At 62.1% G+C, this 25,579-nt stretch carries 19 protein-coding genes; 18 read left to right on the top strand and 1 reads right to left on the bottom strand.

What is annotated here, in order from left to right; all coding sequences use genetic code 11:
* Positions 1-147: 147 nt before the first annotated feature.
* The gene (locus tag BLV61_RS01120; protein WP_090461920.1) at positions 148-2,109 is read right to left on the bottom strand and encodes an oxidoreductase; all 1,962 of its coding nucleotides are present in this window, start codon (positions 2,107-2,109) and stop codon (positions 148-150) included.
* A gap of 314 nt (positions 2,110-2,423) precedes the next feature.
* Here BLV61_RS01120 and BLV61_RS01115 point away from each other — a divergent pair, with 314 nt between their 5' ends.
* The 18 genes from BLV61_RS01115 (at position 2,424) to BLV61_RS01030 (ending at position 25,572) form a co-directional block, all read left to right on the top strand.
* On the top strand, positions 2,424-3,473 hold the full coding sequence (locus tag BLV61_RS01115; RefSeq protein ID WP_090461918.1) for an ABC transporter substrate-binding protein: 1,050 nt from the start codon (positions 2,424-2,426) through the stop codon (positions 3,471-3,473).
* A 74-nt stretch (positions 3,474-3,547) separates the two neighbouring features.
* Positions 3,548-4,342 carry a class II aldolase/adducin family protein gene (locus BLV61_RS01110; RefSeq protein ID WP_090461916.1) on the top strand — a complete coding sequence of 265 codons (795 nt, stop codon included), beginning with the start codon at positions 3,548-3,550 and terminating at the stop codon, positions 4,340-4,342.
* A 165-nt stretch (positions 4,343-4,507) separates the two neighbouring features.
* Positions 4,508-5,155 carry a TetR family transcriptional regulator C-terminal domain-containing protein gene (locus BLV61_RS01105; protein WP_047529266.1) on the top strand — a complete coding sequence of 216 codons (648 nt, stop codon included), beginning with the start codon at positions 4,508-4,510 and terminating at the stop codon, positions 5,153-5,155.
* 107 nt (positions 5,156-5,262) lie between these two features.
* Complete coding sequence (locus tag BLV61_RS01100) at positions 5,263-5,979, top strand: response regulator (protein WP_047529264.1); 717 nt, start codon at positions 5,263-5,265, stop codon at positions 5,977-5,979.
* A gap of 5 nt (positions 5,980-5,984) precedes the next feature.
* Positions 5,985-6,758, top strand: coding sequence for a substrate-binding periplasmic protein (locus tag BLV61_RS01095; RefSeq protein WP_090469659.1), 774 nt, complete (start codon positions 5,985-5,987; stop codon positions 6,756-6,758).
* On the top strand, positions 6,755-9,016 hold the full coding sequence (locus tag BLV61_RS01090; protein ID WP_090461914.1) for an ATP-binding protein: 2,262 nt from the start codon (positions 6,755-6,757) through the stop codon (positions 9,014-9,016). The genes BLV61_RS01095 and BLV61_RS01090 overlap by 4 nt, the downstream gene beginning before the upstream one ends.
* A gap of 208 nt (positions 9,017-9,224) precedes the next feature.
* The gene (locus BLV61_RS01085) at positions 9,225-10,637 is read left to right on the top strand and encodes an amino acid permease (protein WP_090461912.1); all 1,413 of its coding nucleotides are present in this window, start codon (positions 9,225-9,227) and stop codon (positions 10,635-10,637) included.
* Positions 10,638-10,887: 250 nt separating this feature from the next.
* Positions 10,888-11,364: a carbohydrate binding domain-containing protein gene (locus tag BLV61_RS01080; RefSeq protein ID WP_090461910.1), complete on the top strand. Its 477-nt coding sequence runs from the start codon at positions 10,888-10,890 to the stop codon at positions 11,362-11,364.
* Positions 11,365-11,904: 540 nt separating this feature from the next.
* A complete protein-coding gene (locus BLV61_RS01075) occupies positions 11,905-12,696 on the top strand; it encodes an enoyl-CoA hydratase/isomerase family protein (RefSeq protein WP_090461908.1) in 792 nt (263 codons plus the stop codon).
* A 51-nt stretch (positions 12,697-12,747) separates the two neighbouring features.
* Positions 12,748-13,908 carry an acyl-CoA dehydrogenase family protein gene (locus tag BLV61_RS01070; RefSeq protein ID WP_047529254.1) on the top strand — a complete coding sequence of 387 codons (1,161 nt, stop codon included), beginning with the start codon at positions 12,748-12,750 and terminating at the stop codon, positions 13,906-13,908.
* Positions 13,909-13,925: 17 nt separating this feature from the next.
* Entirely contained in the window at positions 13,926-16,025 is a 2,100-nt protein-coding gene (locus BLV61_RS01065) for an acetate--CoA ligase family protein (RefSeq protein ID WP_090461906.1), read from the top strand.
* A 10-nt stretch (positions 16,026-16,035) separates the two neighbouring features.
* On the top strand, positions 16,036-17,643 hold the full coding sequence (locus BLV61_RS01060) for a 5-guanidino-2-oxopentanoate decarboxylase (RefSeq protein WP_090461904.1): 1,608 nt from the start codon (positions 16,036-16,038) through the stop codon (positions 17,641-17,643).
* A gap of 30 nt (positions 17,644-17,673) precedes the next feature.
* Positions 17,674-18,864, top strand: coding sequence for a pyridoxal phosphate-dependent aminotransferase (locus BLV61_RS01055; protein WP_090461902.1), 1,191 nt, complete (start codon positions 17,674-17,676; stop codon positions 18,862-18,864).
* Entirely contained in the window at positions 18,857-20,272 is a 1,416-nt protein-coding gene (locus tag BLV61_RS01050) for an aldehyde dehydrogenase family protein (RefSeq protein WP_090461900.1), read from the top strand. The genes BLV61_RS01055 and BLV61_RS01050 overlap by 8 nt, the downstream gene beginning before the upstream one ends.
* A gap of 98 nt (positions 20,273-20,370) precedes the next feature.
* Complete coding sequence (locus tag BLV61_RS01045) at positions 20,371-21,972, top strand: ABC transporter substrate-binding protein (protein ID WP_090461898.1); 1,602 nt, start codon at positions 20,371-20,373, stop codon at positions 21,970-21,972.
* A gap of 160 nt (positions 21,973-22,132) precedes the next feature.
* The gene (locus BLV61_RS01040) at positions 22,133-23,092 is read left to right on the top strand and encodes an ABC transporter permease (RefSeq protein ID WP_090461895.1); all 960 of its coding nucleotides are present in this window, start codon (positions 22,133-22,135) and stop codon (positions 23,090-23,092) included.
* A 3-nt stretch (positions 23,093-23,095) separates the two neighbouring features.
* A complete protein-coding gene (locus BLV61_RS01035; RefSeq protein ID WP_047529241.1) occupies positions 23,096-23,923 on the top strand; it encodes an ABC transporter permease in 828 nt (275 codons plus the stop codon).
* 2 nt (positions 23,924-23,925) lie between these two features.
* Positions 23,926-25,572: an ABC transporter ATP-binding protein gene (locus BLV61_RS01030; protein WP_090461893.1), complete on the top strand. Its 1,647-nt coding sequence runs from the start codon at positions 23,926-23,928 to the stop codon at positions 25,570-25,572.
* Positions 25,573-25,579 lie beyond the last annotated feature (7 nt).

The following is a 25,579-nucleotide window of genomic DNA, read 5'->3' as shown; positions in this document are numbered from 1 at the left end:
CCCCTGTAGGAGCGAGCCTGCTCGCGATGAACGTCAAGACACCGCGTTTATCCAGAAAACGCGCGTCATCGTCAGCGTCCATCGCGAGCGTGCTCGCGCCTGCAAAGAGCAGTCATTTAGCGTCAAAGCCCCGGAGTATAAACAGCCTCAAAGCTCCCACGCGACTTTCAGGCCCTCATAAATCGCTTCTTCGGCCGTTCGCGGCGCCAGGCAGTCACCAATGCGCCGGAACTCAACCAGCCCCTGCAGTTCGGCACCCAGGGTGTCCACCGGCTGATGGCCCTGGCACAGCACCAGGGTGTCGATGTTTTCCATCAGCATCGGCTCGCCGCTGGCGGTGTGTTGCAGGTAGACGGTGTTGTCATCGCAGCCGTACAAACGCGCGTAAGGGGTGATGGCAATCCCCAGTTTGTGCAGCTCGCCGGCCATTTGATCACGTACGTACAGCGGCAGGTTTTCCCCGCAATGGGTGCCGTTGACCGCCAGTTGCACCTGATGCCCGGCACGGGTCAGACGCTCGGCAATGCCGGGGCCGATCCAGTCGCAGCGCCAGTCGATGACCACCACCGACCGGCCGATCTGCACCACGTCGCGCAGTACCTGCCAGGCGTCCACCACCTGCAATTCACCACCGCGTTCGAAAAGCGGCCAGTAAGGCTCGGCGCCAGTGGCGACGATCACCATGTCCGGTTTTTCCCGTTCGACCAGGGCGCGATCGACCCGGGTGTTGCGCACCACGCGTACCCCGGCCAGTTCCATTTCCCGTTGCAGATTGGTGCTGGCGCCGCCGAACTCGCTACGCCGTGGCAGCAATTGCGCCAGCAACACCTGGCCACCCAGTTGCGCGCTGGCTTCATACAGCGTCACCTCATGCCCGCGTTGGGCAGCGACAGCCGCGGCTTTCATCCCGGCCGGGCCTCCGCCGGCAATCATGATGCGTTTGCGTGTGCTGGCTGGTCGACGCTCGCCGAAGATCAGTTCGCGTCCGGTTTCCGGGTGCTGGATACAGGAAATCGGCAAGCCCTTGTGGAAGTGGCCGATACACGCCTGATTGCAGGCGATGCAGGCGCGTACATCTTCAGCGCGGCCGGCGTCGGTCTTGTTGGGCATTTGCGGGTCGCAGATCAGGGCGCGGGTCATGCCGCAGACATCGGCCTGGCCACGGGCAATGATCAGTTCGGCCTCCTGGGGCTGGTTGATGCGCCCGGTGACGAACAACGGGATGTTCAAACCCGCCTTGAAGGTGCCAGCTTCCCTGGCCAGGTAGGCGGCTTCAATCGCCATCGGCGGCACAATATGCACCGCGCCACCGAGCGAGGCCGAGGTGCCGGCGACGATGTGTACGTAATCGAGCTGCGCTTGCAGCGATTGCACGGCGGCCAGGGATTCGTCTTCGGTCAGCCCTTCGGGGTCACGCTCGTCGGCGGAAATGCGCAGGCCGACGATGAACTGTTCGTCGGTGCTGGCGCGAATGGCGGCAATCACTTCACGCAGGAAACGCAGGCGTTGTTCCAGGTCACCGTTGTAGCCATCGGTGCGGCGGTTGACCCGTGGATTGATGAATTGCGCCGGCAGGTAGCCGTGGCTGGCGACCACTTCCAAGCCATCGATACCGGCCTGATGCAGACGCCTTGCAGCGGCGGCATAGCCGGCGACGATCTCGTCGATCATCCCCTGATCGAGCGCACGCGGCATGACCCGGAAACGCTCGTTGGGCACCGCCGAGGCGGAGTAGGCCACGGCCAGCAAGCCATCGCTGGACTCCATGATTTCCCGCCCCGGATGGAACACCTGGGACAACACCACGGTGCCGTGGGCGTGGCAGGCTTGCGCGATTTTCCGGTAGCCGTCGATGCAGGCGTCATCGGTGGCCATCAGCACATGGGAGGTATAACGCGCGCTGTCATGCACGCCGGCGACCTGCAACACGATCAGCCCGACACCGCCCTCGGCCCGCGCCCGGTGATAGGCGATCAACTGTTCGTTGACCAGGTTGTCGGTGGGCATCGAGGTGTCGTGACCGCTGGACATGATGCGGTTTTTCAGGCGCTTGCCACGGATCTGCAAGGGTTCGAACAGGTGCGCGAAGGCAGGGGTCGGGCTCGGCATGGTGCGGGTACTCCGGGCAGTCTGACCTGTAGGAGCGAGCCTGCTCGCGATGGACTTGAGGACGACGCGTTCATCCAGACAACACGCGTTAGCGTTAACGTCCATCGCGAGCAGGCTCGCTCCTACAGAGGCATTGGGTTTTGGTGTTGTTATTTTTCTCTATAGAAATTTACCCGCAGTAAAAAATCAACTTGTTTTTTTACTGGACGTTGCAGTAGTTTGAAATGGCACCCGCATCTTGGGGCGAACCTCACAACAATAAAAAAGGGCCGCACCGACTTGAGTTCGGCGGGCACCTGCACGAGGAACCACTGATGAAATCGCAAACGCTCAAGCACGGTTTTTATCCCTTGGTGTTGTCCATGGCCATGGGCCTGGGCAGCGCTCAGGCGGCATCGGAGATGGTGGTGGTCGGTTACGGCGGCGCCGGACAAAAAGCCCAGGATGTGGCGTTCTTCCAACCGTTCAGCGTGGTGGATCAAAGCAAGGTGATCCAGAGCGAATACAACGGTGAAATGGCCAAAATCAAAGTCATGGTCGACACCGGCAACGTCGATTGGGACGTGGTGCAGATCGAAGGTCCGGACCTGATGCGAGGCTGCGAAGAGGGCATGTATGAGCGCCTCGACTGGACCCGCCTGGGCCATGCCGATCAATTGATCCCCGAAGCTGCGCAGGAGTGCGGTTCGGCCGCTCTGGTGTGGAGCGTGGCGATTGCCTACGACACCGATAAACTGGCCCAGGCCCCCACCTCATGGGCGGACTTCTGGGACGTGCAGAAAATCCCCGGCAAACGCGGCTTGCGCAAACGCGCGGTGTACAACCTGGAGTTCGCCTTGCTGGCCGACGGGGTGAAAGTCGAGGACGTCTACAAAGTGCTAAATACCCCGCAAGGCGTGGACCGGGCATTCGCCAAACTGAACCAGCTCAAACCCTACATCCAATGGTGGGAGGCCGGCGCCCAACCACCGCAATGGCTGACGGCCGGCGATGTGGTGATGACCTCGACCTACAGCGGACGCATCGCTGCCGCCGCGCAAACCGGTAGTCATCTGGGGTTGGTGTGGCCTGGCAGTCTGTACGGCATGGACTACTGGGCAATCATCAAGGGTTCGAAACACGTCGATCAGGCCAAGCGCTTTATCGCCTTCGCCAACCAGCCGGATGCCCAGGTCAATTACGTGAAACAGATTCCCTATGGCCCGACCAATACCGAGGCCGCCGCTCGCCTGGACGACAAACTGGCGCAATGGGTACCGACCGCGCCACAGAACCTCAAAGGCGCGTTGTCGATGGACGTCGGTTTCTGGGTTGACCATGGCGAAGAGTTGGAAGAACGTTTCAACGCCTGGGCCAGTAAATAACCGCCTGTGGCTGGACGTCCTTGCACGTCCAGCCTTACTGTCTGCCCGGCCGCCCCTTCTGGAGAATTAAAACAATGAACGAAATCGCGACTCACCTGACTGCCGCGCCTGCGCGCAGCGCTACCGAACAGCGCCTGCGTGAAGAGTTGGCCGCCTGTTATCGCCTGATTGCGCATTACCGCATGACCGATCTGATTTTCACCCACATTTCGGTGCGTATTCCCGGCCCGGAACATCATTTTCTGATCAATCCCTATGGGTTGATGTTCGATGAGATCACGGCTTCCAATCTGGTGAAAATCGACCTCGATGGCCATGCCGTCGAGCCGTCGCCATTCCCGGTGAACCCGGCCGGTTTCGTGATTCACAGCGCGATTCATGGCGCCCGTGAAGATGCCCAATGTGTGCTGCATACCCACACCAAGTCCGGCTGCGCGGTGGCCGCGTTGAAGTGCGGCCTGTTGCCGGTGAATCAGATTTCCATGGAGTTCTACGGTCGGGTCGCTTACCACGACTACGAAGGCGTGGCGCTGGACATGAGCGAGCAGCAACGGCTGGTGCAGGACCTGGGCGACAAGCCTGTGCTGATGCTGCGCAACCATGGCTTGTTGACCGTTGGCGAAACCGTGGGGCAAGCGTTTTTGCGCATGTACTACCTGGAAAAAGCCTGCGAAATCCAACTGGCCGCGCAGGCGGCGGGTGAGTTGGTGCTGCCACCGGCCGAGGTCTGTGAACACACCGAGCGCCAGTTCAACGACCCTGGCCGACCGCTGGATGAAGGTGAGTTGAGCGACCCGGATGCCATGCAATTGGCCTGGGCGGCGTTGTTGCGCTTGCTGGAGCGAGTGGCACCGGGGTATCGGGATTGATCCAGACGTTCTGTTGATGGGGATGACGCCATCACCGGCAAACCACGCTCCCTCAGGGTCACAGACGCACACCAGACTGGAGACATGACCGGCTCGTGCTGTACAGTCGTTCAGCTTGCAGGCGTCGTGCGAGCCCCCATGATTGAATCCAGGAGCATGTCACCCATGAATCAGGAAGCCCGTTTTTCCCGCATGGAACCGGAGTTACGCAAGGCCAATCTGATCGAGGCGACGCTGGTGTGCCTCAAGCGCCACGGTTTCCAGGGGGCGTCGATCCGCAAGATTTCCGCCGAGGCCGGCGTCTCGGTGGGGCTGATCAGTCATCATTACTCCGGCAAGGACGAACTGGTGGCCGAGGCCTACATGGCGATCACCGGGCGCGTCATGACCCTGCTGCGCGATGCCATGGAACAGGCTGCTCCGAACGCCCGCGAACGCTTGTCGGCGTTTTTTCGCGGCTCGTTTTCCGCCGAATTGCTCGACCCGCAACTCATTGATGCCTGGCTGGCATTCTGGGGTGCGGTGAAAACCGCCGAGGCGATCAACCAGGCCCACGACCATTCCTACGGCGAGTATCGCGCCATCCTGCGCAAGGTACTGATGGAGCTGGCACAGGAGGAGGGTTGGGAAAACTTCGATGGCGATCTCGCCGCGATCAGCCTCAGCGCCTTGCTCGACGGGCTGTGGCTGGAGTCCGGACTCAACCCCGGCACTTTTACCCCGGAGCAGGGCATCCAGATTTGCGAGGCCTGGGTCGATGGTTTGCAGGCCGGCGGTCGCCAACGGTTCTGTATCAAGACAAGTTGCGTGTAGACGATCAGCTGTTGATCGATTGTTCAGCAATGGCTACTCTCTGGCGCTGATGCAGAAAAACACTCTAATAAGAAATACGCCTTCGGGCACAGGCAGGACACCCAGTCATGACGCCACGGGTACTGATCGTCGATGACGATCCGCTGATTCGCGAACTGTTGCACGCCTACCTGTCCCAGGAGGGTTACGAGGTTCATTGCGCCGCCACGGCGGAACTGGCTGAAACCTTTCTGGCCAGCCAGGCCGTGGACCTGGTCATGCTCGATATCCGCTTGCCCGGCAAGGACGGCCTGACCCTGACCCGTGAGCTGCGGGTGCGTTCGGAGGTCGGGATCATCCTGATCACCGGGCGCAATGACGAAATCGACCGCATCGTCGGCCTGGAATGCGGTGCCGATGACTACGTGATCAAACCTCTCAACCCACGGGAACTGGTGTCCCGGGCGAAAAACCTGATCCGCCGGGTTCGTCATGCGCAAACGCCTCAGCCTGTGGCGGCGGTCGCCAAACCGGTCAAACAGTTTGCCGACTGGTCGCTGGACACCGACCGCCGGCGCCTGATCGATCCCTCCGGTAGCGAAACCCTGCTGACCCACGGCGAGTACCAACTGCTCAGCGTGTTCCTGCGCAACAGCGGCCACACCCTGAGCCGCGACCAATTGATGGACCAGATCCGCAACCGCGAATGGGTGCCCAACGACCGCTCCATCGATGTGCTGGTCGGCCGATTGCGCCGCAAACTGCACGACGATCCGGCCGAGCCGCAGTTGATCATCACCATCCACGGCGCCGGTTACCTGTTCACTGCCAGCCTGGCGGCGTGACGGCCGTGGGGCGACCGCTCTGGTTGCTGTTGGCGCTGATGGCGGGCAATGCCCTAGCCGGGGAAAAAGTCCGCTACTGCGATTATCCGGTGTACCCGCCGATTTCCTGGAGCGACGGCAAGCAGGTCCGTGGCCTGGCGCCGAGTGTGGTGAAAAAGCTGTTCGGTGAGTTGGGCTACGACGTCGAAACCGTGGTGCTGGGCAACTGGAAACGCTGCCTGCTCGATGCCGCCGAAGGCCGGGTCGACGTGGTGCTGGCCTACAGCACCGCGCAACGGGAACAAAGCATGCTGTTTTCCTCGGTGCCGGTGCTGCGAGAAGAGGTCGCGTTGTTCATCAATCGCCAACACCCGGTGCAATTCGAACGCCTGGAAGACCTGGCCCATTACCGTGGCGGCTTGCTGTTCGGTGAAAGTTACGGCGTGGAATTTGATCGCATGGTCGCGCAAAACAACAACATCGAATGGGTGTCCGACAGCCGCCAGAACTTCGGCAAGCTGATTCGCGGGCGCATCGATTTCATCACCCAGGAACGCCGTACCGGCCAGCTCTATATCGAAAGCCTGGCGGGCGCCCAGGACATCGTCGCATTGCCCAAGGCGTTGAGCGTCGACTACCTGCGGGTCGCGGTTTCCCGTCGCTCGCCGCTGGCCAGTCAGATGCCGCAGATCAATGCGCAACTGCAGCGCATGGTCGATGCCGGTGACATCGAGCGCTTGCTCAATGAAAGCGAAGTCACCTACCGCGACATGATCAACCTGCCGGTGAACGAACAATGATGCGCCCGGGTCCCGGTGGCCTGTTGCGGCGTCTGCTGCTCTTCATTCTGTTGTTCAGCCTGTGTTTCACAGTGCTCGCCAGTACCGTGCAGTTGTACATCGAATACCGTCGGGAAATGCGCGACATCGACTCGCGCATGGAGCTGATCCGCGCCGGCTATCTGGCGAGCCTGGAGCGCAGCCTGTGGGATTTGAACCAGGAGCAATTGAACGTGCAGTTGCGCGGCCTGGTGGACTTCTCCGATGTCGCGCGGGTGCATTTGAAAAGCACGGACTTCGACCTGCTGCATGGCAATCCGGATCCGCTCGGGCCGTTGCGCGTCGAACGTTTTGCCCTGGACTACCAACCGCCGTCCGGCCCGTTGCGGCATTTAGGCGAACTGGAAGTCAGCACCGATCTGGGGGCGGTGTATCAGCGCCTGTATGCCACCGGGTTGACCAGCCTGTTGTGGATGGGGGCGTTCCTCTGTGGTCTTGCGATTGCGCTGTCCTGGCTGTTTTACCGTTTGGTCACCCGGCACCTGCAAGTCATGGCCGATTTCGCCCGGCGTATTGCAGCCGGCGAATGGCATGAGCCGCTGCGCCTGCACAAGCGGCGCAGTGTCCACAAAGACGAAATCGACACCGTGGCCCACGCCCTCGACGACATGCGCCGGGCCATCCTCAGCGATATCGACCGACGGGAAAGCGATCGGCTGGCCTTGCAGGACAACCGCGACGAATTGCTGAAAATGGTCGAGCGACGCACCGCCAGCCTGATGCGCGCCAAGGACGAAGCCGAAGCGGCCAACCTGGCAAAGTCACGGTTCCTGGCGACCATGAGTCATGAGTTGCGCACGCCCCTTAACGGTATCCTCGGCATGGCCGAGCTGTTGCGCGGCGCCAGCCTCGATCCGCAGGACAGCAAACGCCTGGATGCCTTGCACAAGGCGGGCGAGGGATTGCTGACCATCCTCAATGAAGTGCTGTTTTTCGCCAAACTGGAGGAGGGCGCGAGCCTGCCCGAACCGGTGGATTTCTCGCTTCGCCAATTGATCGATGAAGTGCTGACGCTGCTCGAGCCCAAGGCGCTGGATAACGACACCATCCTGCAATGTCGGGTCGATCAGCGCATCGCCGAGTACCACCACGGTGCCGAGCAATTCTTGCGACAAGTCTTGAGCAACCTGTTGGCCAACGCCATCAAGTTCACCGAGTGCGGTGAGGTCAGTGTCGAAGTGGCGTTGCTCGCGCAGCCCGGAGGGCCTGGCGGCGATCGTCTGCGGGTGAGTGTCACCGACAACGGCATCGGCATCGCACCGCCAATGCAGGCGAGGATTTTCGAGCGCTTCACCCAGGCCAGCGAAGAAGTGGCACAGCGCTTCGGCGGCACCGGGTTGGGGCTGGCGATCTGCAAACACCTGGTCGAGCAAATGGGTGGCAGCATCGGTGTCACCAGTGAAGTCGGGCGGGGCAGTTGCTTCTGGTTCGAGTTGACGTTGCAACCCGCTGCAGGCGTCACGGCGCAACCACCGATCACGGTGGCAGGGCCGGCATTGAAGGTGCTGGTGGTTGAGGACGTGGCACTCAATCGCGAAGTGGTCCAAGGGTTGCTGCAACGGGACGGCCACCAGGTGTGGCTGGCCGAAGAGGCTGAACAGGCATTGGCGCAATGCGCCGTGCAGAGGTTCGATCTGATACTGCTGGATGTGCATCTGCCGGGCATGACCGGTGTGGAATTATGCAAACGGATCCGCAGCGTCGATGGGCCGAATCGTACCGCGCGCATTTTCGCCCTGACTGCCAGTGTGCAGCCGGCGCTGGTTCGAGGGTATCTGGACGCCGGTATGGATGGCGTGCTGGCCAAGCCACTGAATCTGGACACGCTGCGCAAGGTCATGGGCGGGCAGTTGATGACACCCAAACCGCTGCTGGAAGAGGGCGCCATAGACTGGCCACTGCTGCAAACACACCGCAACTTGCTCGGCGAGCAGAAAGTGCAGGGGCTGCTGGCGGTGTTGCGCGACTCGATCCTGCAACACCATGAGGCGCTGCGCGAAGCGATTGACGCCGACGACTTCACTGAAATCGCACATCTGGCCCACCGTTTGGCGGGAAGCGCCGACTCTTTGGGTTTTCGTGCCTTGGCTGGCGTTCTGAGATCACTGGAACAAGCGGCCCTGAAAAATGATCAGTCGGCTATCGGTCAGTTGGCGCCAACCCTTCATGAGTACTGCAAACACGCGCTGGAGACGCTGAAAGGCTTGTTGCAGAGCTGACGTACATTATTGTTACGACTTTCTACAACTTCGATCCATACGTACAACGCGACCTTACATGGCTTTCCAATAATCGACGCAACCGCCGCAGCGCGGTCTTCGAAGCTTATTGGAGATAATAATAATGAATTGCCGTAAAGCTGATCCTTCCCCGCGCCACGACATCCTGTCCTGCGCTGCGCACCTCACTGACTACTGAGGTGCCGACATGAGTGAACACATCGACCGTAAAGGCATCCAACTGACCCGTGCCCTGAAAAGCCGGCACATTTTTATGCTGTCCCTGGGGGGCGTGATCGGCACCGGCCTGTTCATGGGCTCCGGCGTCACCATCAACCAGGGCGGTCCGGTGGGGGCGATTCTGGCCTACCTGGTCGCCGGTTTCCTGATGTACCTGGTGATGGTCTGCCTGGGCGAGCTGTCGGTGCAGATGCCGGTGTCCGGCTCGTTCCAGACCCATGCCACTCAATTCATCGGACCGGCCACCGGTTTCATGATCGGCTGGGTGTACTGGATGAGCTGGGCCACCACCGTGGGCCTGGAGTTCACCGCTGCCGGCATGCTGATGACGCGCTGGTTCCCGGCGGTGCCGATCTGGTACTGGTCAGCGCTGTTCGTGGTGGTGCTGTTCGGCATCAACGCCATGGCGACCCGCGCCTTCGGTGAGGCCGAGTACTGGTTCTCGGGGATCAAGGTCGCGGCGATTCTCGGTTTCATCGTGGTCGGTGTGCTGGTGATCTTCGGCGTGATGCCGCTGAGCAGCGGTGCGCCTGCGCCGATGATGAACAACCTGATCGGTGACTCACTGTTCCCCAATGGCCTGTCCGCCGTGTTCGCGGTGATGATGACCGTGGTCTACGCCTTCCAGGGCTGCGAGATCATGGGCGTGGCCGCTGGCGAAACCGATCAGCCGGAAAAAAGCATCCCGCGCGCCGTGCGCAACGTGGTGTTCCGCGTGCTGATTTTCTATGTGCTGGCGATTATCGTGCTGTCGGCCATCGTGCCGTGGCAGCAAGCGGGCCTGATGGAAAGTCCGTTTGTGCAGGTGTTCGACATGGTCGGCATCCCCTATGCCGCTGACCTGATGAACTTCGTGATCCTCACGGCGATTCTGTCGGTGGGCAACTCCGGCCTCTACGCCTCGACCCGCATCCTCTGGGCGATGTCGAAAACCGGCATGGCGCCGAAAAGTCTTTCGCCTTTGAGCAAGCGTGGTGTGCCGTTGCGCGCCTTGAGCATCACCCTGTGCTTTGCGCTGGTGTCGCTGCTGACCAGCTTCATCGCGGCCGACACCTTGTTCATGGTGCTGATGGCAGTGAGTGGCATGTCAGGCACCGTGACCTGGATGGTCATCGCATTGGCTCAATACAAGTTCCGTAAGGCCTACCTGCGTGACGGCGGCAAACTCAGCGACTTGAAATACCGCGCCCCGTGGTTCCCGGTATTGCCGCTGATGTGCATCACCCTGTGCTGCTCGCTGTTCGTGTTCCTGGCCCTGGACGAAACCCAGCGTCCATCCCTGTACTGGGGCTTCGGCTTTATCGCCCTGTGCTATGGCGCGTACTTCCTGTTCCATCGCAAACGCGAGGCGGTGCTGGCACCGAGTTTGCCGAGCGTTTAATTCACTTTTTCAAGCACATCCCCTGTGGGAGCGTGCCTGCTCGCGATAGCGGTGCGGCAGTCAGCAGCGATGTTGAATGTCCTGCCGTCATCGCGAGCAGGCTCGCTCCCACAGTGTTTTCCTGTTGGGCTGCCGTTGATCGACACTGTCACATTTGACAGTAGTCTGTTTCTGTACTCAGTCGCCTAATGAAGCAGAACTCGCAGATTAAAAACGAGTTTCAAATCACCCAGGCAGGAGTACCACCCACATGTCACGTAATTTGATCAGCAACGGAAACTTCGAGACTGGAAATTTTGCCCATTGGAGCGTGACCGAAAATGACGGAAGCGCAAAAGTTGTGATGTACAAAGGGAGCTACAAAGCTGAAATCAGATTGGGAAAACACGAGGCCGTCATGCTCGATACAGGACGCTTCCTGGCGGGACCGGGGGCGTTCCACTTTTCCTTGCAGGCTTCGATGCCCAAACCGCAAGACGAGAAAGAACAGACACTTATTTATTGCACTCTTTTCGGATGGGGCCCATCCCAAGCGACTCCAATTTACATATTGCCCGTACCTTTTTGGTTGTCCCAACCGGAAAAACACTTTGAATACCAACATTCCATGAAACCTGGAGTGAATGAGGTCCAGTTGATTATTGGACTGTTGCCACCACCAGCCCCCCACGCAGTTGGCCCGATTTACATTGACAATGTGAAATACAACGGGGATCTACCGAGCTGATTGCGCAGTTGCTACAACTTTCCTGTGGTAGCGAGCTTGCTCGCGATAGCGGTGCGGCAATCAACCGAGGTGTTGAGTCTCCTGCCGTCATCGCAAGCAAGCTCGCTCCTACAGTTGTTTAGTGCCTGCGATTTTCTGTGAGGCCCGGTGTTGCAAGCCCTGGATGAATCCTGAGTTTGCCAAGCGATTCATTCATTCTCTCAAGCACATCCCCCTGTGGGAGCGAGCGTGCTCGCGATAGCGGTGCGGCAGTCAACCGAGATGTTGAATGTCCAGCCGTCATCGCGAGCAAGCTCGCTCCCACAGTTGTTTTGTGTCGTGCGACTTGGTTGGGTGGCCGCAGGCAGTTGTTCGAAGTTGTAACAGCGGTTATGGCTCACTCTCCGCAATGGACATATAACCCAATAAAAACAATGTGTTAGCCGATGCTTTGATTTGTTACAGCCGATTTCGCCACCGATTGCCGGCTTACTGAACACTCGTTTAGTATGGCCTCAAGTCGCAACACCTCAAGACAAACAAAATAATTCGAGGACCCGCATGACTACTCACGATTCTCTGCTCAGTCAGGTCGAAGCAGGCGTTGCCTGGATCACCCTCAATCGCACGGCTCAGCGCAATGCGCTGGACATCCCGACGCTGAAAAGCCTTCACGCCTTGCTCGACACCTACAACGCTGATCCAGCGGTACGCGTGGTGGTATTGACCGGTAGCGGTCGCAGTTTCTGCGCCGGTGCCGACCTCGATGAGTGGGCCGAGGCCGAAGCCCGTGGCGCGCTGGAAACCTACGGCTGGACCGAAACCGCCCATGCCCTGATGACCCGCTTGCACAGCCTGGAAAAGCCGACCATTGCCGCCATCAATGGCACCGCCGTCGGTGCCGGGATGGACCTGACCCTGTGCTGCGACCTGCGCATTGCCGGGCAGTCGGCACGCTTCAAGGCCGGCTACACCAGCATGGCCTACTCGCCGGACGCCGGCGCCAGTTGGCACCTGCCACGCCTGATCGGCGCCGAACAAGCCAAGCGCCTGTTGTTCCTCGACGAACTGTGGGGGGCCGATCGCGCCCTGGCCGCCGGGCTTGTCGGTGAAGTCTGCGCCGACGATCAATTGCAGGCCGTGGCCAGCGAGCTCGCCACACGCCTGGCCGCCGGGCCGACCTTCGCTTTTGCCCAGACCAAAAAACTCATGCGCGAAGGCGCCGACCGCAGCCTGCCCGAGCAGTTGCAAGCAGAACTTGCCGCCGGCCTGCTCTGCGGGCGCAGCGAAGACGGCAGCGAAGCGCTGCGCGCCGCCATGGAAAAACGCCCGGCACGCTTTATCGGTCGCTAAGCCCGACCCGTCTCGCCAACCACTCTTTGCAAACGAACACAGGTAGCACCCATGAATTTCCAACTGACCCAAGAACAAGAAATGTTGGTGGACTCGGTACGCAGCTTCGTCGAGAAGGAACTGCTGCCCTATGAAACCGAGGTCGATCGCGCCGACGAAGTCTCCCCGGAGCTCGCCGCGCAGATTCGCGGCAAGGCCATTGCCGCGGGCTTCTACGCCTTCAACATGCCCGAAGAGGTCGGTGGTGGCGGTCTGGACTACCTGTCCCAGGCGCTGATCGAGCGTGAGCTGTCGAAAGTCTCCTGGGCACTGCACGTGTTCGTCGCACGGCCTTCGAAAATTCTTATGGCCTGCACCGGCGACCAGATCAACGATTACCTGTTGCCGTGCATCCAGGGCGAGAAGATCGACTGCTTTGCCCTGACCGAACCGGGTGCCGGTTCCGATGCCAACGCAATCAAGACCCGCGCCGTGCGTGACGGTGACGACTTCGTCCTCAATGGCAGCAAGCACTTCATCAGCCACGCCGGCCACGCCGATTTCGCCATCGTCTTCGCCGTCACCGACACCTACGAGCACAACGGCAAGAAGCGCAACGCCGTGACCTCGTTCCTGGTCGATCGCAACACCCCGGGCATGACCATCCGCCGTGGTCCCAAGTGCGTGAGCAACCGTGGTTACCACACCTTCGAAATGTTTTTCGACGACTGCCGCGTACCGGCCTCCAAGGTGCTCGGTGAAGTCGGCAAGGGCTGGGACGTGGCCAACGCCTGGCTGACCGCCGGACGGGTGATGGTGGCGGCCAACTGCGTCGGCCAGGCGCAACGGGCGCTGGACGTCTCGCTGCAATGGGCGGCGGACCGCAAGCAATTCGGCCAGCCCATCGGTACCTATCAGGGCGTGTCGTTCAAGTTGGCGGACATGGCCACGCAAATTCGCGCGGCGGAACTGCTGACCCTGCACACCGCGTGGAAGATGGACCAGGGCACCATGACCGATGGCGAGGCCGGCATGGCCAAGCTGTTTGCCAGCGAAGTACTGGGTCGTGCGGCCGATGAAGCGGTGCAGATTTTCGGCGGCATGGGCCTGATGGACGAAGGTCCGGTGGAGCGCATCTGGCGTAACGCGCGGATCGAACGGATCTGGGAAGGCACGTCGGAAATCCAGCGCCACATCATTTCCCGCGAGCTGCTGCGGCCGCTGCTGCGCTGATCGCCCGGAGAACCCCCATGTCCCAGACTATTCGTGACAACCTCAAACGCATGCTCGCGCCGCGCCACGTCGCGTTCGTTGGCGGCCGCAGCATGGCCCGCGCCCTCAAGCGTTGCGCCGAAGGCGGCTACCCAGGACAGATGTGGCTGGTCAACCCGCAACACGAGAGCCTCGAAGGCGTGCCTTGTGTGCGCAGCGTGGCCGACCTGCCGTGCGGCCCGGACGCGGTGTTCATCGCGACCAACCGCGACCTGACCCTGACCTGCGTGGCCGAACTGGCCGCCATCGGCACCGGCGGCGCGATTTGCTATGCCTCGGGTTTTGCCGAAACCGGCGCCGAAGGCCTGGCCCTGCAACAGCAACTGCTCGAAGCTGCCGGCGACATGGCTTTGCTCGGCCCCAACTGCTACGGCCTGCTCGACTACCTGCACAGTTGCGCGCTTTGGCCGGTGGCCCATGGCGGCAAAGCGGTGGAGAAGGGCGTGGCGGTGCTGACCCAGAGCGGCAACTTTGCCTACAACCTGTCCATGAGCGACCGCTCGCTGCCCGTGGCTTACATGGCTTCGGTCGGTAACCAGGCGCAACTGGGCGTGGCCGAATTGATGGACGTGCTGCTCGATGAGCCACGGGTCACCGCCATCGGCCTGCACCTGGAAGGTTTGAAGAACGTACCGGGGTTCGCCCGCGCCGCGCACAAGGCGCTGGAAAAGGGCGTACCGATCATCGCCTTGAAAACGGGCGTGTCGCAGATCGGCGCCGAGCTGGCCCTGAGTCACACCAGTTCGCTCTCCGGCTCCGATGCGCTGTACGACGCGCTGTTTGCACGCCTGGGCGTGATCCGCGTCAGTGGCCCGGTAAGCTTCGTCGAAACCTTGAAAGCTGCCGCCTGCGGCAACCTGCCGGCGGGCAACAGCCTGATCGCCCTGGCCTGTTCCGGGGGCGACGCCGGGCTGATCGCCGACTACGCCGAACGCAATGAATTGGCGCTGCCCAAGCTCGACGCCGGTCAAACCGGCGAACTGGCGCAAGTGCTGCCGAGCTACGCCAACCTGGTCAACCCGCTGGATTTCACCACGGCGATCTGGGGCGATGGCGAGGCACTGAACCGCATGCTCGACAGCGCCCTGCGCACCGAAGCCGATGCCGCGATGCTGGTGCTCGACTACCCGGCCGAGTTCACCGGCGAACGCAAGGAATGCGACCTGCTGCTGGACCTGTATTGCAAAGCGCTGGTGCGCCACGGCAAGACCGGTTTCGTCACCTCGGCCTTCCCCGAGTTGCTGCCGGCCCATGCTCGCGAACGCCTGCATGAGCAGGGCGTGGCGGCATTGCAGGGCGTTGAAGACGGCCTGTCAGCCTGGGGGCGCATCGCCAATTACCAGCGTAACCGTCAGGCCTTGTTGGCCCTGGGTGAGTCGGCGCTGGTGCCGCTGTGCCCGCAAGCGCTGCAAGGCGAGGGTCGTTTGCTCAACGAATGGGATTCCAAGCAAGCCTTGCGCGAATTCGGCCTGCCCACCCCCAACGGTGTGCTGAGTTCCCCGGACCGCGCACTGCAGGACGCCAACGCCCTGGGTTATCCGCTGGTGCTCAAAGCGGTCAGCGCCCAGCTACCGCACAAAACCGAGGCCGGCGCCGTGGCGCTGAACCTCAAGGACGACGCGGCACTGAGCGCGGCACTGGAAAAAATGCACGCCAGCATTGCCGCGTACGCACCCGGGGTGGCGTTCGATCAGTTGCTGCTGGAGCCAATGGCCAAGCCGCCACTGGCCGAACTGATCGTCGGCATCAAGCGTGAAAACGACTTCGGCCTGGCGCTGGTCATTGGCGCTGGCGGCATTCTGGTGGAACTGCTCAAGGACAGTCGCAGCCTGTTGCTGCCGACCACCGACGGGGCCATACGCCAGGCCTTGCTGAGCCTGCGCAGCGCGGCATTGCTGCAAGGTTTCCGTGGTCGCGAAGCGGCGGATCTCGACGCGCTGGTGACGGCGATCCGTGCCGTGGCCGACTACGCCTGCGAAAACGCCGCGCAACTGCTCGAACTCGATGTGAACCCATTGTTGGTCGGTGCCCAGGGCACGACCGCGGTCGATGCGTTGATTCGCCTCGGCCATGAATGAGGAACTGAACATGCAAAGCAAAACCTTGACCGGTGGCCAGGCGCTGGTGCGCTTGCTGGCCAACTACGGCGTCGACACCGTGTTCGGCATTCCCGGCGTGCACACCCTGGAGCTGTATCGCGGCTTGCCCGGCAGCGGCATTCGGCATGTGCTGACCCGTCATGAGCAGGGCGCCAGCTTCATGGCCGACGGTTATGCGCGGGTCAGCGGCAAACCCGGCGTGTGCTTCGTCATCACCGGCCCCGGCGTGACCAACGCCGCCACCGGCATCGGTCAGGCCTACGCCGACTCGATTCCGATGCTGGTGATTTCCAGCGTCAACCACACGGCCAGCCTCGGCAAGGGCTGGGGCATCCTGCACGAGTGCCAGGACCAGCGCGCCATGACCGCGCCTATCACCGCGTTCTCGGCCGTGGCCCTGACTGCCGAAGACCTGCCGGAATTGATCGCCCGTGCCTATGCGGTGTTCGACAGCGAGCGTCCGCGCCCGGTGCACATCTCGGTGCCGCTGGACGTGCTGTCGGCACCGGTCGCTCGCGACTGGAGCAATGACGTGGTGCGGCGCCCCGGTCGCGGCACCCCCGCAGCCACCGCACTGGACGAGGCGGTCGCCCGGCTGCACGGCGCCAAACGTCCAATGATCATCGCCGGCGGTGGCGCGCTAAATGCTGCACAAGAACTGGCCGAGCTGAGCACCCGACTCGCCGCGCCGCTGTTCACCAGCGTCGCCGGTAAAGGCTTGCTGCCACCGGATGCACCGCTCAATGCCGGTTCGTCGCTGTGCGTGGAGCCGGGCTGGAACCTGATCGCCGAAGCCGACGTGGTACTGGCGGTCGGTACGGAAATGGCCGACACCGATTTCTGGCGCGAACGCCTGCCACTCAACGCCGAACTGCTGCGGGTGGACATCGATCCGCGCAAGTTCAACGACTTCTACCCATGCGCCGTGGCGTTGCACGGCGACGCACAGCAAACCTTGGCCGCCGCACTCGAACGCCTGTCGCCGGATGTCCGCGACGCCGGTGCCGCGATTGCCAAAGTGGCGGCACTGCGTGAAGCCATCCACGCCGGTCATGGCCCGTTGCAGCAGATCCATCAGGCGATCCTGCAGCGCATCGCCGCCGAACTGCCGGCCAACGCCTTCATCAGCACCGACATGACCCAACTGGCCTACACCGGCAATTACGCCTTCGCCAGTGAGGCCACCCGCAGCTGGTTGCACCCGACCGGCTACGGCACCCTGGGCTACGGCTTGCCGGCCGGTATCGGCGCCAAGTTCGGTGCACCGCAACGACCGGGCCTGGTGCTGGTGGGCGATGGCGGTTTCCTCTACACCGCGCAGGAACTGGCAACGGCGGTCGAGGAGCTGGACAGTCCGCTGGTGGTGTTGCTGTGGAACAACGACGCCCTGGGGCAGATTCGTGACGACATGATCGGGCTGGATATCGAGCCCATCGGCGTGCTGCCGCGCAATCCGGATTTTGCCGCGCTGGGCCGTGCCTTCGGCTGCACCGTGACGCAGCCGCAAAACCTTGCGGAACTGCAAACCGACTTGCGCCACGGCTTCAATCGCAACGGCGTCACCCTGATCGAACTCAAGCATGCCTGCGTTCGCTGATATTCAACCTTTACTGGAGGGAATAGGGCCATGCGCTTTTCCGATCTGACTCAACGCATCGCCGGTGACGGCGCCGCCGCCTGGGATATTCACTACCGTGCACTGGCCATGATGGAGCAGGGCAAGGACATTTTGCTGCTGTCGGTCGGCGACCCCGATTTCGATACGCCACAACCCATCGTCCAGGGCGCTATCGACAGCCTGTTGTCCGGCAACACCCACTACGCGGAGGTGCGCGGCAAGCGTGCCCTGCGTGAAGCCATCGCCAAACGCCAGCGGCAACGCAGTGGTCAGTTGGTCTCGGCCGATCAGGTCACGGTACTGGCCGGGGCGCAGTGCGCGTTGTTCAGCGTGGCCCAGTGCGTGCTCAATCCCGGCGATGAAGTGATCGTCGCCGAGCCGATGTACGTCACCTACGAAGCCGTGTTCGGTGCTTGTGGGGCCAAGGTCGTGCCGGTACCGGTGCGTTCGGAAAACGGCTTTCGCGTCCTGCCAGAAGACGTCGCCGCCCGCATCACGCCACGTACACGCGCATTGGCGCTGAACAGCCCGCACAACCCGTCGGGCGCGAGCCTGCCACGCAGCACTTGGGAGGCCTTGGCCGAACTGTGCATCGCCCACGATCTGTGGCTGATTTCCGATGAGGTCTACAGCGAGCTGCTGTTTGAAGGCGAACACGTCAGCCCGGCGAGTCTGCCGGGCATGGCCGAGCGCACCGCGACCCTCAATAGCCTGTCGAAATCCCACGCCATGACCGGTTGGCGCGTGGGTTGGGTGGTGGCGCCGCTGTCTTTGTCCGCGCATCTGGAAAACCTGGCGCTGTGCATGCTCTACGGCTCGCCGGACTTTATCCAGGACGCCGCAGTGGTCGCATTGGAAAGCCAGTTGCCGGAACTGGAGGCCATGCGCGAAGCCTATCGTCAGCGCCGTGATCTGGTGTGCGAAAGCCTGGCCGATTGCCCCGGCGTGCGTGCGCTGAAGCCCGATGGCGGCATGTTCGTGATGGTCGATATCCGCGAAACCGGCCTCAGCGCCCAGGCATTTGCCGACCGTCTGCTCGATCGCCACGGCGTGTCGGTGCTGGCCGGCGAAGCCTTTGGCCCGAGCGCCGCCGGACACATTCGCCTCGGGTTGGTGGTGGGGGCGGCGCCGTTGCGCGATGCCTGCCAGCGCATCGCCCGTTGCGCCCAGGAATTGATGGAGGCTCAGGTTCATGCTTGATCACAAGGCACTGTTTATTGATGGACGCTGGCAAACCCCGTCGGGGCGAGGCATCGCCGAGGTCATCAACCCGGCCACCGAAGAAATCGCCGGCCGCGTGCCCCTGGGTGATGAGCGGGATGTCGACAACGCCGTCGCCGCTGCCCGTCGGGCCTTCGGGCCCTGGTCGCAGGCGCCGTCCAGCGTGCGCGCCGGTTATATCCGGGCGCTGGCCGAGCAATTGCGCGCCCGTGCCGATGAAATGGCCGCAGTGATTACCACTGAACTGGGTATGCCGGTGCAATGGTGCCGTTCGGTGCAGGTCGACGGGCCGATCATTGGCCTGGAGCAGTACATCGGACTCGCCGGTTTGATGGACGAGGTGCGTGAAGTCGGTAACTCGCTGGTGGTCCGCGAAGCCGTGGGTGTGTGCGCGTTCATCAATCCGTGGAATTACCCCCTGCACCAGTTGATCGGCAAACTCGCGCCAGCCTTGGCCGCCGGTTGCACGGTGGTGGTCAAGCCAAGCCAGGAAACGCCGCTGCACGCGTTTCTGCTGGCGCAGATGATCGAGGATATCGGCCTGCCCGCCGGGGTCTTCAACCTGGTCAGCGGGCCGGGTTCCAAGGTGGGTGAGGCTCTGGCCAGGCACCCGGACGTCGACATGGTGTCGTTCACCGGTTCCACCGGCGCTGGCGTGCGCGTTGCACAAGCGGCGGCGCCATCGGTGAAGCGGGTGTGCCTGGAGCTGGGCGGCAAGTCGCCGCTGCTGATTGCCGAGGACGCCGATCTGGCCGCAGCGGTGCGTTACGGCGTACAGGACGTGATGATCAACTCCGGGCAGACCTGCACCGCGCTGACGCGCATGTTGCTGCCGGCCAGCCGTTATGCCGAAGCGCTGCAGATTGCGCTGGAGGAAACCCTGAGCCTGCGCATGGGCGACCCGCTCGATCCGCAGAGTTTTCTCGGCCCGATGTGTTCGCCGGGGCAGCGCCGCACCGTTGAGGATTACATCCGCCTCGGTCAGTCCGAAGGCGCGCGGTTGCTGTGCGGTGGCGATTCGGCGCCGGACTTCGAGCGCGGCCATTACGTTCGCCCGACGCTGTTTGCCGATGTCGACAACCGCATGCGCATTGCCCAGGAAGAAATCTTTGGCCCGGTGCTGTGCCTGATTCCCTATGCGGATGAAGCGCAGGCGATCCAGATCGCCAATGACTCGCCGTTCGGCCTGTCCAGCGGCGTCTGGGCCGGCAGCAGCGAGCGCGCCTTGCAACTGGGTCGGCAACTGCGGGCTGGCCAATGTTTCCTCAATGGCGCGGCCTTCAACTATCAGGCGCCTTTCGGCGGCTACAAACAATCCGGCAACGGACGGGAGTGGGGGGAGGAGGGGCTCAACGAATTCGCCGAAGTGAAGGCGATCCAGGTGTGACGGTCAACGATTCAAAGGATGTTCGCACCGGGCCATGGCCCGGTGCTTCGCGTGGTTTTGAACGGGTATTTCCTTAGCTTTCAATCAGGGGCAATGCAATGAGCGATAACAAAAACAAGATTACTCAAGCGAACCATGAATTCAGCTTTGCGCGTCGTGACTTTTTAAAGTACAGCGCGGCCGCCGCAGCGATGGCCGGCGCGTTCTCCATGGGCCTGCCATTGGGCGCCATGGCGGCAGACGCAACGCCGAAGCCCGGTGGCGTGCTGCGTCTGGGACTGGCCGGCGCCAGCACCACCGACTCGAAAGACCCCGGTTCCTGGGTCGATACCTTTACCTTCGTCGGTTTCTCGGCGATCTATAACACCCTGACCGAAATTGCCGTCGACGGCTCGGCGATCCCTGAGCTGGCTGAAAGCTGGACCTCGACCCCGGATGCCCGGGTCTGGACCTTCAAACTGCGCCAGGGCGTGACCTTCCACAACGGCAAGACCCTGACCGCCGACGATGTGGTCGCCTCGATCCAGCATCACCTCGGGGAGAAATCCAGCTCGGCGGCCAAGACCGTGTTGGGCGACGTGGCGAAGGTCAGTGCCAACGGCAGCGACAGCGTGGTGTTCGAGCTGCACTCGGGCAACGCCGACTTCACCTACGTGGTCGCCGATTACCATCTGGTGATCATGCCGAGCAAGGACGGCGTGCCGGACTGGCAGGCCGGTATTGGCACCGGCGGTTATCGCCTGAAGAACTTCGAACCGGGTGTGCGCATGACCCTGGAGCGCAGCCCGGATTACTGGAAAGCCGGGCGGGCGCACTTCGCCAGCGCCGAACTGATCGCCATCGGCGATGGCGCCGCGCGAATCAACGCGTTGGTCACCGGGCAAGTGGACGTGATCAACAAGGTCGACCTGAAAACCGTGGCCCTGCTCAAGCGCAACCCGAACCTGGTCATCGAAGAAACCAAGGGCGCGCAGCACTACACCTTCCCGATGCTCACCGACAGTCCGGTGTTCCAGAGCAATGACGTGCGCATGGCGATGAAGCACGCGATCAACCGTGAAACCCTGCTGTCTTCGGTGCTGTACGGCTATGGCCTGGTGGGTAACGATCACCCGATCCAGCCTGGCAGCCGCTTCATCAACACCGCGCTGGAACAACGCAGCTACGATCCGGACAAGTCGCGTTTCTACTTGAAAAAGGCCGGCATGGACTCGCTCAAAGTGCGTCTGCAAGCCTCGGACGCGGCGTACACCGGCGCCGTCGATGCCTCGGTGCTGTTCAAAGAGCAGGCCCGTGCGGCCGGGATCGATATCGATGTGGTACGCGAGCCGGCCGATGGTTTCTTCTCCAACGTGTGGATGAAGCAACCGTTCACCACCTCGTTCTGGTACAGCAGCCTGACCGCCGACCGCATGTTCAGCATCGGTTACGCCAAGGGTGCGGCATGGAACGAAACCCACTGGGATAACCCGCGCTTCAATCAACTGCTCAACGCCGCCCGTGGCGAAATGAACGACCCGCTGCGCCGCGAGATGTACAACGAAATGCAGTCGCTGTGCCGGGATGACGGCGGGGCAATCGTGCCGCTGTTCGCCAGCTCCGTGGCGGCGCGCTCCAACCGGGTCGCGCACGGTGGGCAAACCGCGCCTTACGGCGAGCTGGATGGGCTGCGGGTGATCGAGCGCTGGTGGCAGGCGTAAGCGTTCGGCAAAGATGAAGAACCCCTGTAGGTGCGAGCCCTGCTCGCGAGAAAGGTCAAGGCAACGCGGATACTCAGACTGTCCGCGTCATCGTTGACGTCCATCGCGAGCAGGCTCGCTCCTACAGTTGGAAATGGTGGTCTTCGTAAGGAACTGCGCGGTGAATAGTCTTTTCAGGTTGCTACTTCAGCGTTTGGCATTGGGGCTGTTATCGCTGTTTGCGTTGTCAGTGATCATTTTTCTCGCGGTCGGCATGCTCCCGGGCGATATCGCCCAGGCCATGCTCGGCCAATCCGCCACCCCGGAAACCGTGGCGGCGTTCCGTGCGCAACTGGGCCTGGACCTGCCGCCACTGACCCGTTTCGGGCACTGGATCTGGAGCCTGTTGCAAGGCGACCTCGGTGTATCTCTGGCCAACCAGCGTCCGATCGCCGAACTGGTGGGTTCACGGCTGGGCAACACCTTCAGCCTGGCGCTGCTGGCGGCCCTGGTGTCGGTGCCGTTGGCGCTGTTGTTGGGGATGCTCGCGGCGTTGTACCGCAACAGCTGGTTCGACCGTTTGCTCAACACCTCGGCACTGAGTGCGGTGTCGTTTCCCGAGTTCTTCGTCGCCTACATCCTGATCCTGGTGTTTGCGGTGAAGCTCAACTGGTTCCCAAGCATTTCCAACCTGGCGCCGGATGCGTCCCTTGGCATGATACTGGAGCGTTCGGTACTGCCCGTGGCGACCCTGAGCCTGGTGGTGATCGCGCAGATGATGCGCATGACCCGCGCCTCGCTGATCAACCTGCTGGCCAGTCCCTACATCGAAATGGCCCGGCTCAAGGGTATCAGCCAGTCGCGGATCATCTTCCGCCATGCCTTGCCCAACGCCCTGGCACCGATCGTCAACGTGGTGGCGCTGAACCTGGCGTACCTGGTGGTGGGCGTGGTGGTGGTCGAAGTGGTGTTTGTCTATCCCGGCCTCGGCCAGTTGCTGGTGGACTCGGTGGCCAAGCGCGATATCCCGGTGGTGCAGGCCTGCAGCCTGATCTTCGCGGCGACCTACATCCTGCTCAATACCAGCGCGGATGTGCTGTCGATTGCCAGCAACCCACGCTTGATGCATCCAAAGGGGTAGACCATGAGCTTGCTTAAACAATTGGTCCGGGCACCGCTGAGTGCCAAGTTCGGATTGCTGGTCATCGTTGTGTACATCCTGGTGGCGCTGTTCGCCCCGGTGCTGGCGCCCTTCGGCGAAACCCAGGTGGTGGGCGAGGGCTTCGCGCCGTGGGGCGGGCAGTTCCTGTTGGGCACCGATAACCTGGGGCGCGACATGTTCAGCCGCCTGGTCTACGGCGCGCGCAACACCCTGGGCATTGCCTTCCTGACCACGGTACTGGCGTTCCTGCTCGGTGGCTTGAGCGGCCTGGTCGCGGCGATCAAGGGCGGTGCGATCGATCAGGGGCTGTCGCGGGTGGTGGACATCCTGATGGCCATTCCGCAATTGATCTTTGCCCTGCTGATTCTCAGTGTGGTCGGCACCACCGCGACCTCGTTGGTGCTGGTGATTGCGCTGCTGGATGCGACCCGGGTGTTTCGGCTGTCCCGGGCGGTGGCGATGAACGTCGTGGTCCAGGACTTCGTCGAAGCGGCGCGCCTGCGGGGTGAAGGCCTGTGGTGGCTGGTGACCCGCGAAGTGCTGCCGAACGCGGCGGCGCCGTTGATTGCCGAGTTCGGCCTGCGCTTCTGCTTTGTGTTCCTGTTCATCAGTGCGCTGTCATTCCTCGGCCTGGGCATTCAACCGCCCACCGCCGACTGGGGCAGCATGGTGCGCGACAACGCCGTACTGATCACCTTTGGCGACATCAGCCCGTTGCTGCCCGCCCTGGCCGTGGCGTTGATCACGGTCAGCGTCAACTTCGTCGTCGACTGGATGCTGCATAAATCCAGCGGCCTCAAGGAATGCTGAACATGACGACCTCCAAACCTTTGCTGGAAATCCGCAACCTGCACATCGAAGGTCACTACGAAGACGCCTGGCATCCGCTGATCAAGGGCATCGACCTGACCCTGCAACGCGGCGAAGTGCTGGGGCTGATCGGCGAGTCGGGGGCAGGCAAATCGACCCTCGGTCTGTCGGCCATGGGCTACACCCGTGACGGCTGCAAAATCACCGGCGGTTCGGTGCATTTCGACGGCATCGACCTGCTCAAGGCCAAGCCCGAAGCCCTGCGCAAGCTGAGAGGCTTGCGCATCGCCTACGTCGCGCAAAGCGCGGCCGCTTCGTTCAACCCGGCCCATCGGCTGATCGATCAGCATGTCGAAACCGCCGTGATAAATGGCGGCATGAGCCGTGCCCAGGCCATGACCGAAGCCGTGGAACTGTACCGCGTGCTACGCCTGCCCAATTCCGAGCAGATCGGCCAGCGTTATCCGCACCAGGTTTCCGGCGGTCAATTGCAGCGGGTGATGACGGCGATGGCCATGGCTTGCCATCCCGACCTGATCATCTTCGACGAGCCGACCACCGCGCTGGACGTCACCACCCAGATCGAAGTGCTGGCGGCAATTCGCGACGCAGTGAAAACCTACGGCAGCGCCGCGATCTACATCAGCCACGACCTGGCGGTAGTGGCGCAGATGGCGGACCGCATCATGGTGCTGCGCCACGGCAAACTTGTGGAAGAAGCCGAGACCCGCAAGATGCTCGGCGATCCGCAGGAGGACTACACCAAGTCGTTGTGGGCGGTACGCAGTTTCCGCACTGAACCCAAGGCCTGTCCGCAGCAGGAACAACCGCTGCTGGAACTGCGCAACAGCTGCGCCAGTTACGGTCGTCAGCCGGTGCTGCATGACGTTTCGCTGAAGCTGTACCGTGGCCAGACCCTGGCGGTCATCGGCGAGTCCGGCAGCGGCAAAAGCTCCACGGCACGACTGATCACCGGTTTGCTGCCGCCAACCTCGGGCCAGGTGCTGTATGACGGCCAGCCACTGCCGGCGGACTTTCGACAGCGCAGCAAGGAGCAGCTGCGGCGCGTCCAGATGATTTATCAGATTCCCGACACAGCGCTGAACCCTCGCCAGCGCATCGTCGATATCATCGGTCGGCCGCTGACCTTTTACCTGGGGCTCAAGGGCAAGGCCATGCGCGCGCGCGTGGCCGAGTTACTGGAAATGATCGAACTCGACCCGGCCACCTTCATGGAGCGTCAGCCCCGGGAACTGTCCGGAGGGCAAAAGCAACGGGTGTGTATCGCCCGGGCACTGGCGGCCGATCCGCAGTTGATCATCTGTGATGAAGTCACCTCGGCACTGGATCAACTGGTGGCCGAAGGCGTGCTCAAACTGCTCAATCGTATTCAGCAACAGCTGGGCGTGGCCTACCTGTTCATCACCCACGACGTCGCCACCGTGCGCGCGATTGCCGATGAGGTGCTGGTGATGCAACGGGGCCGGGTGGTCGACCACGGCTCACGCAGCCAGATCTTCACCCCGCCGCACCAGGATTACACCGGACTGCTGTTTTCGTCCGAACCGCAAATGGACCCCGACTGGCTCGACCGCTTGCTGGCCAGCCGCGCGCTCCCGAATTCAAACCCTACGCTGGAAAAAGTCTAAGGAATCA

It is taken from the genome of Pseudomonas mohnii, assembly GCF_900105115.1.
Classification (GTDB): Bacteria; Pseudomonadota; Gammaproteobacteria; order Pseudomonadales; family Pseudomonadaceae; genus Aquipseudomonas; species Aquipseudomonas mohnii.
Note: the sequence above shows the minus strand (reverse complement) of the source record. Positions and strands in the feature narration are given on the sequence as shown.

Excerpts from the sequence above, each read along its gene's own strand:
- BLV61_RS01030 (WP_090461893.1), top strand. The coding sequence starts at position 23,926 with ATGACGACCTCCAAACCTTTGCTGGAAATCCGCAACCTGCACATCGAA.
- BLV61_RS01075 (WP_090461908.1), top strand. The coding sequence starts at position 11,905 with ATGACTACTCACGATTCTCTGCTCAGTCAGGTCGAAGCAGGCGTTGCC.
- BLV61_RS01070 (WP_047529254.1), top strand. The coding sequence starts at position 12,748 with ATGAATTTCCAACTGACCCAAGAACAAGAAATGTTGGTGGACTCGGTA.
- BLV61_RS01100 (WP_047529264.1), top strand. The coding sequence starts at position 5,263 with ATGACGCCACGGGTACTGATCGTCGATGACGATCCGCTGATTCGCGAA.
- BLV61_RS01035 (WP_047529241.1), top strand. The coding sequence starts at position 23,096 with ATGAGCTTGCTTAAACAATTGGTCCGGGCACCGCTGAGTGCCAAGTTC.
- BLV61_RS01080 (WP_090461910.1), top strand. The coding sequence starts at position 10,888 with ATGTCACGTAATTTGATCAGCAACGGAAACTTCGAGACTGGAAATTTT.
- BLV61_RS01105 (WP_047529266.1), top strand. The coding sequence starts at position 4,508 with ATGAATCAGGAAGCCCGTTTTTCCCGCATGGAACCGGAGTTACGCAAG.
- BLV61_RS01055 (WP_090461902.1), top strand. The coding sequence starts at position 17,674 with ATGCGCTTTTCCGATCTGACTCAACGCATCGCCGGTGACGGCGCCGCC.
- BLV61_RS01120 (WP_090461920.1), bottom strand. The coding sequence starts at position 2,109 with ATGCCGAGCCCGACCCCTGCCTTCGCGCACCTGTTCGAACCCTTGCAG.
- BLV61_RS01115 (WP_090461918.1), top strand. The coding sequence starts at position 2,424 with ATGAAATCGCAAACGCTCAAGCACGGTTTTTATCCCTTGGTGTTGTCC.
- BLV61_RS01050 (WP_090461900.1), top strand. The coding sequence starts at position 18,857 with ATGCTTGATCACAAGGCACTGTTTATTGATGGACGCTGGCAAACCCCG.
- BLV61_RS01065 (WP_090461906.1), top strand. The coding sequence starts at position 13,926 with ATGTCCCAGACTATTCGTGACAACCTCAAACGCATGCTCGCGCCGCGC.
- BLV61_RS01045 (WP_090461898.1), top strand. The coding sequence starts at position 20,371 with ATGAGCGATAACAAAAACAAGATTACTCAAGCGAACCATGAATTCAGC.
- BLV61_RS01090 (WP_090461914.1), top strand. The coding sequence starts at position 6,755 with ATGATGCGCCCGGGTCCCGGTGGCCTGTTGCGGCGTCTGCTGCTCTTC.
- BLV61_RS01110 (WP_090461916.1), top strand. The coding sequence starts at position 3,548 with ATGAACGAAATCGCGACTCACCTGACTGCCGCGCCTGCGCGCAGCGCT.
- BLV61_RS01060 (WP_090461904.1), top strand. The coding sequence starts at position 16,036 with ATGCAAAGCAAAACCTTGACCGGTGGCCAGGCGCTGGTGCGCTTGCTG.
- BLV61_RS01085 (WP_090461912.1), top strand. The coding sequence starts at position 9,225 with ATGAGTGAACACATCGACCGTAAAGGCATCCAACTGACCCGTGCCCTG.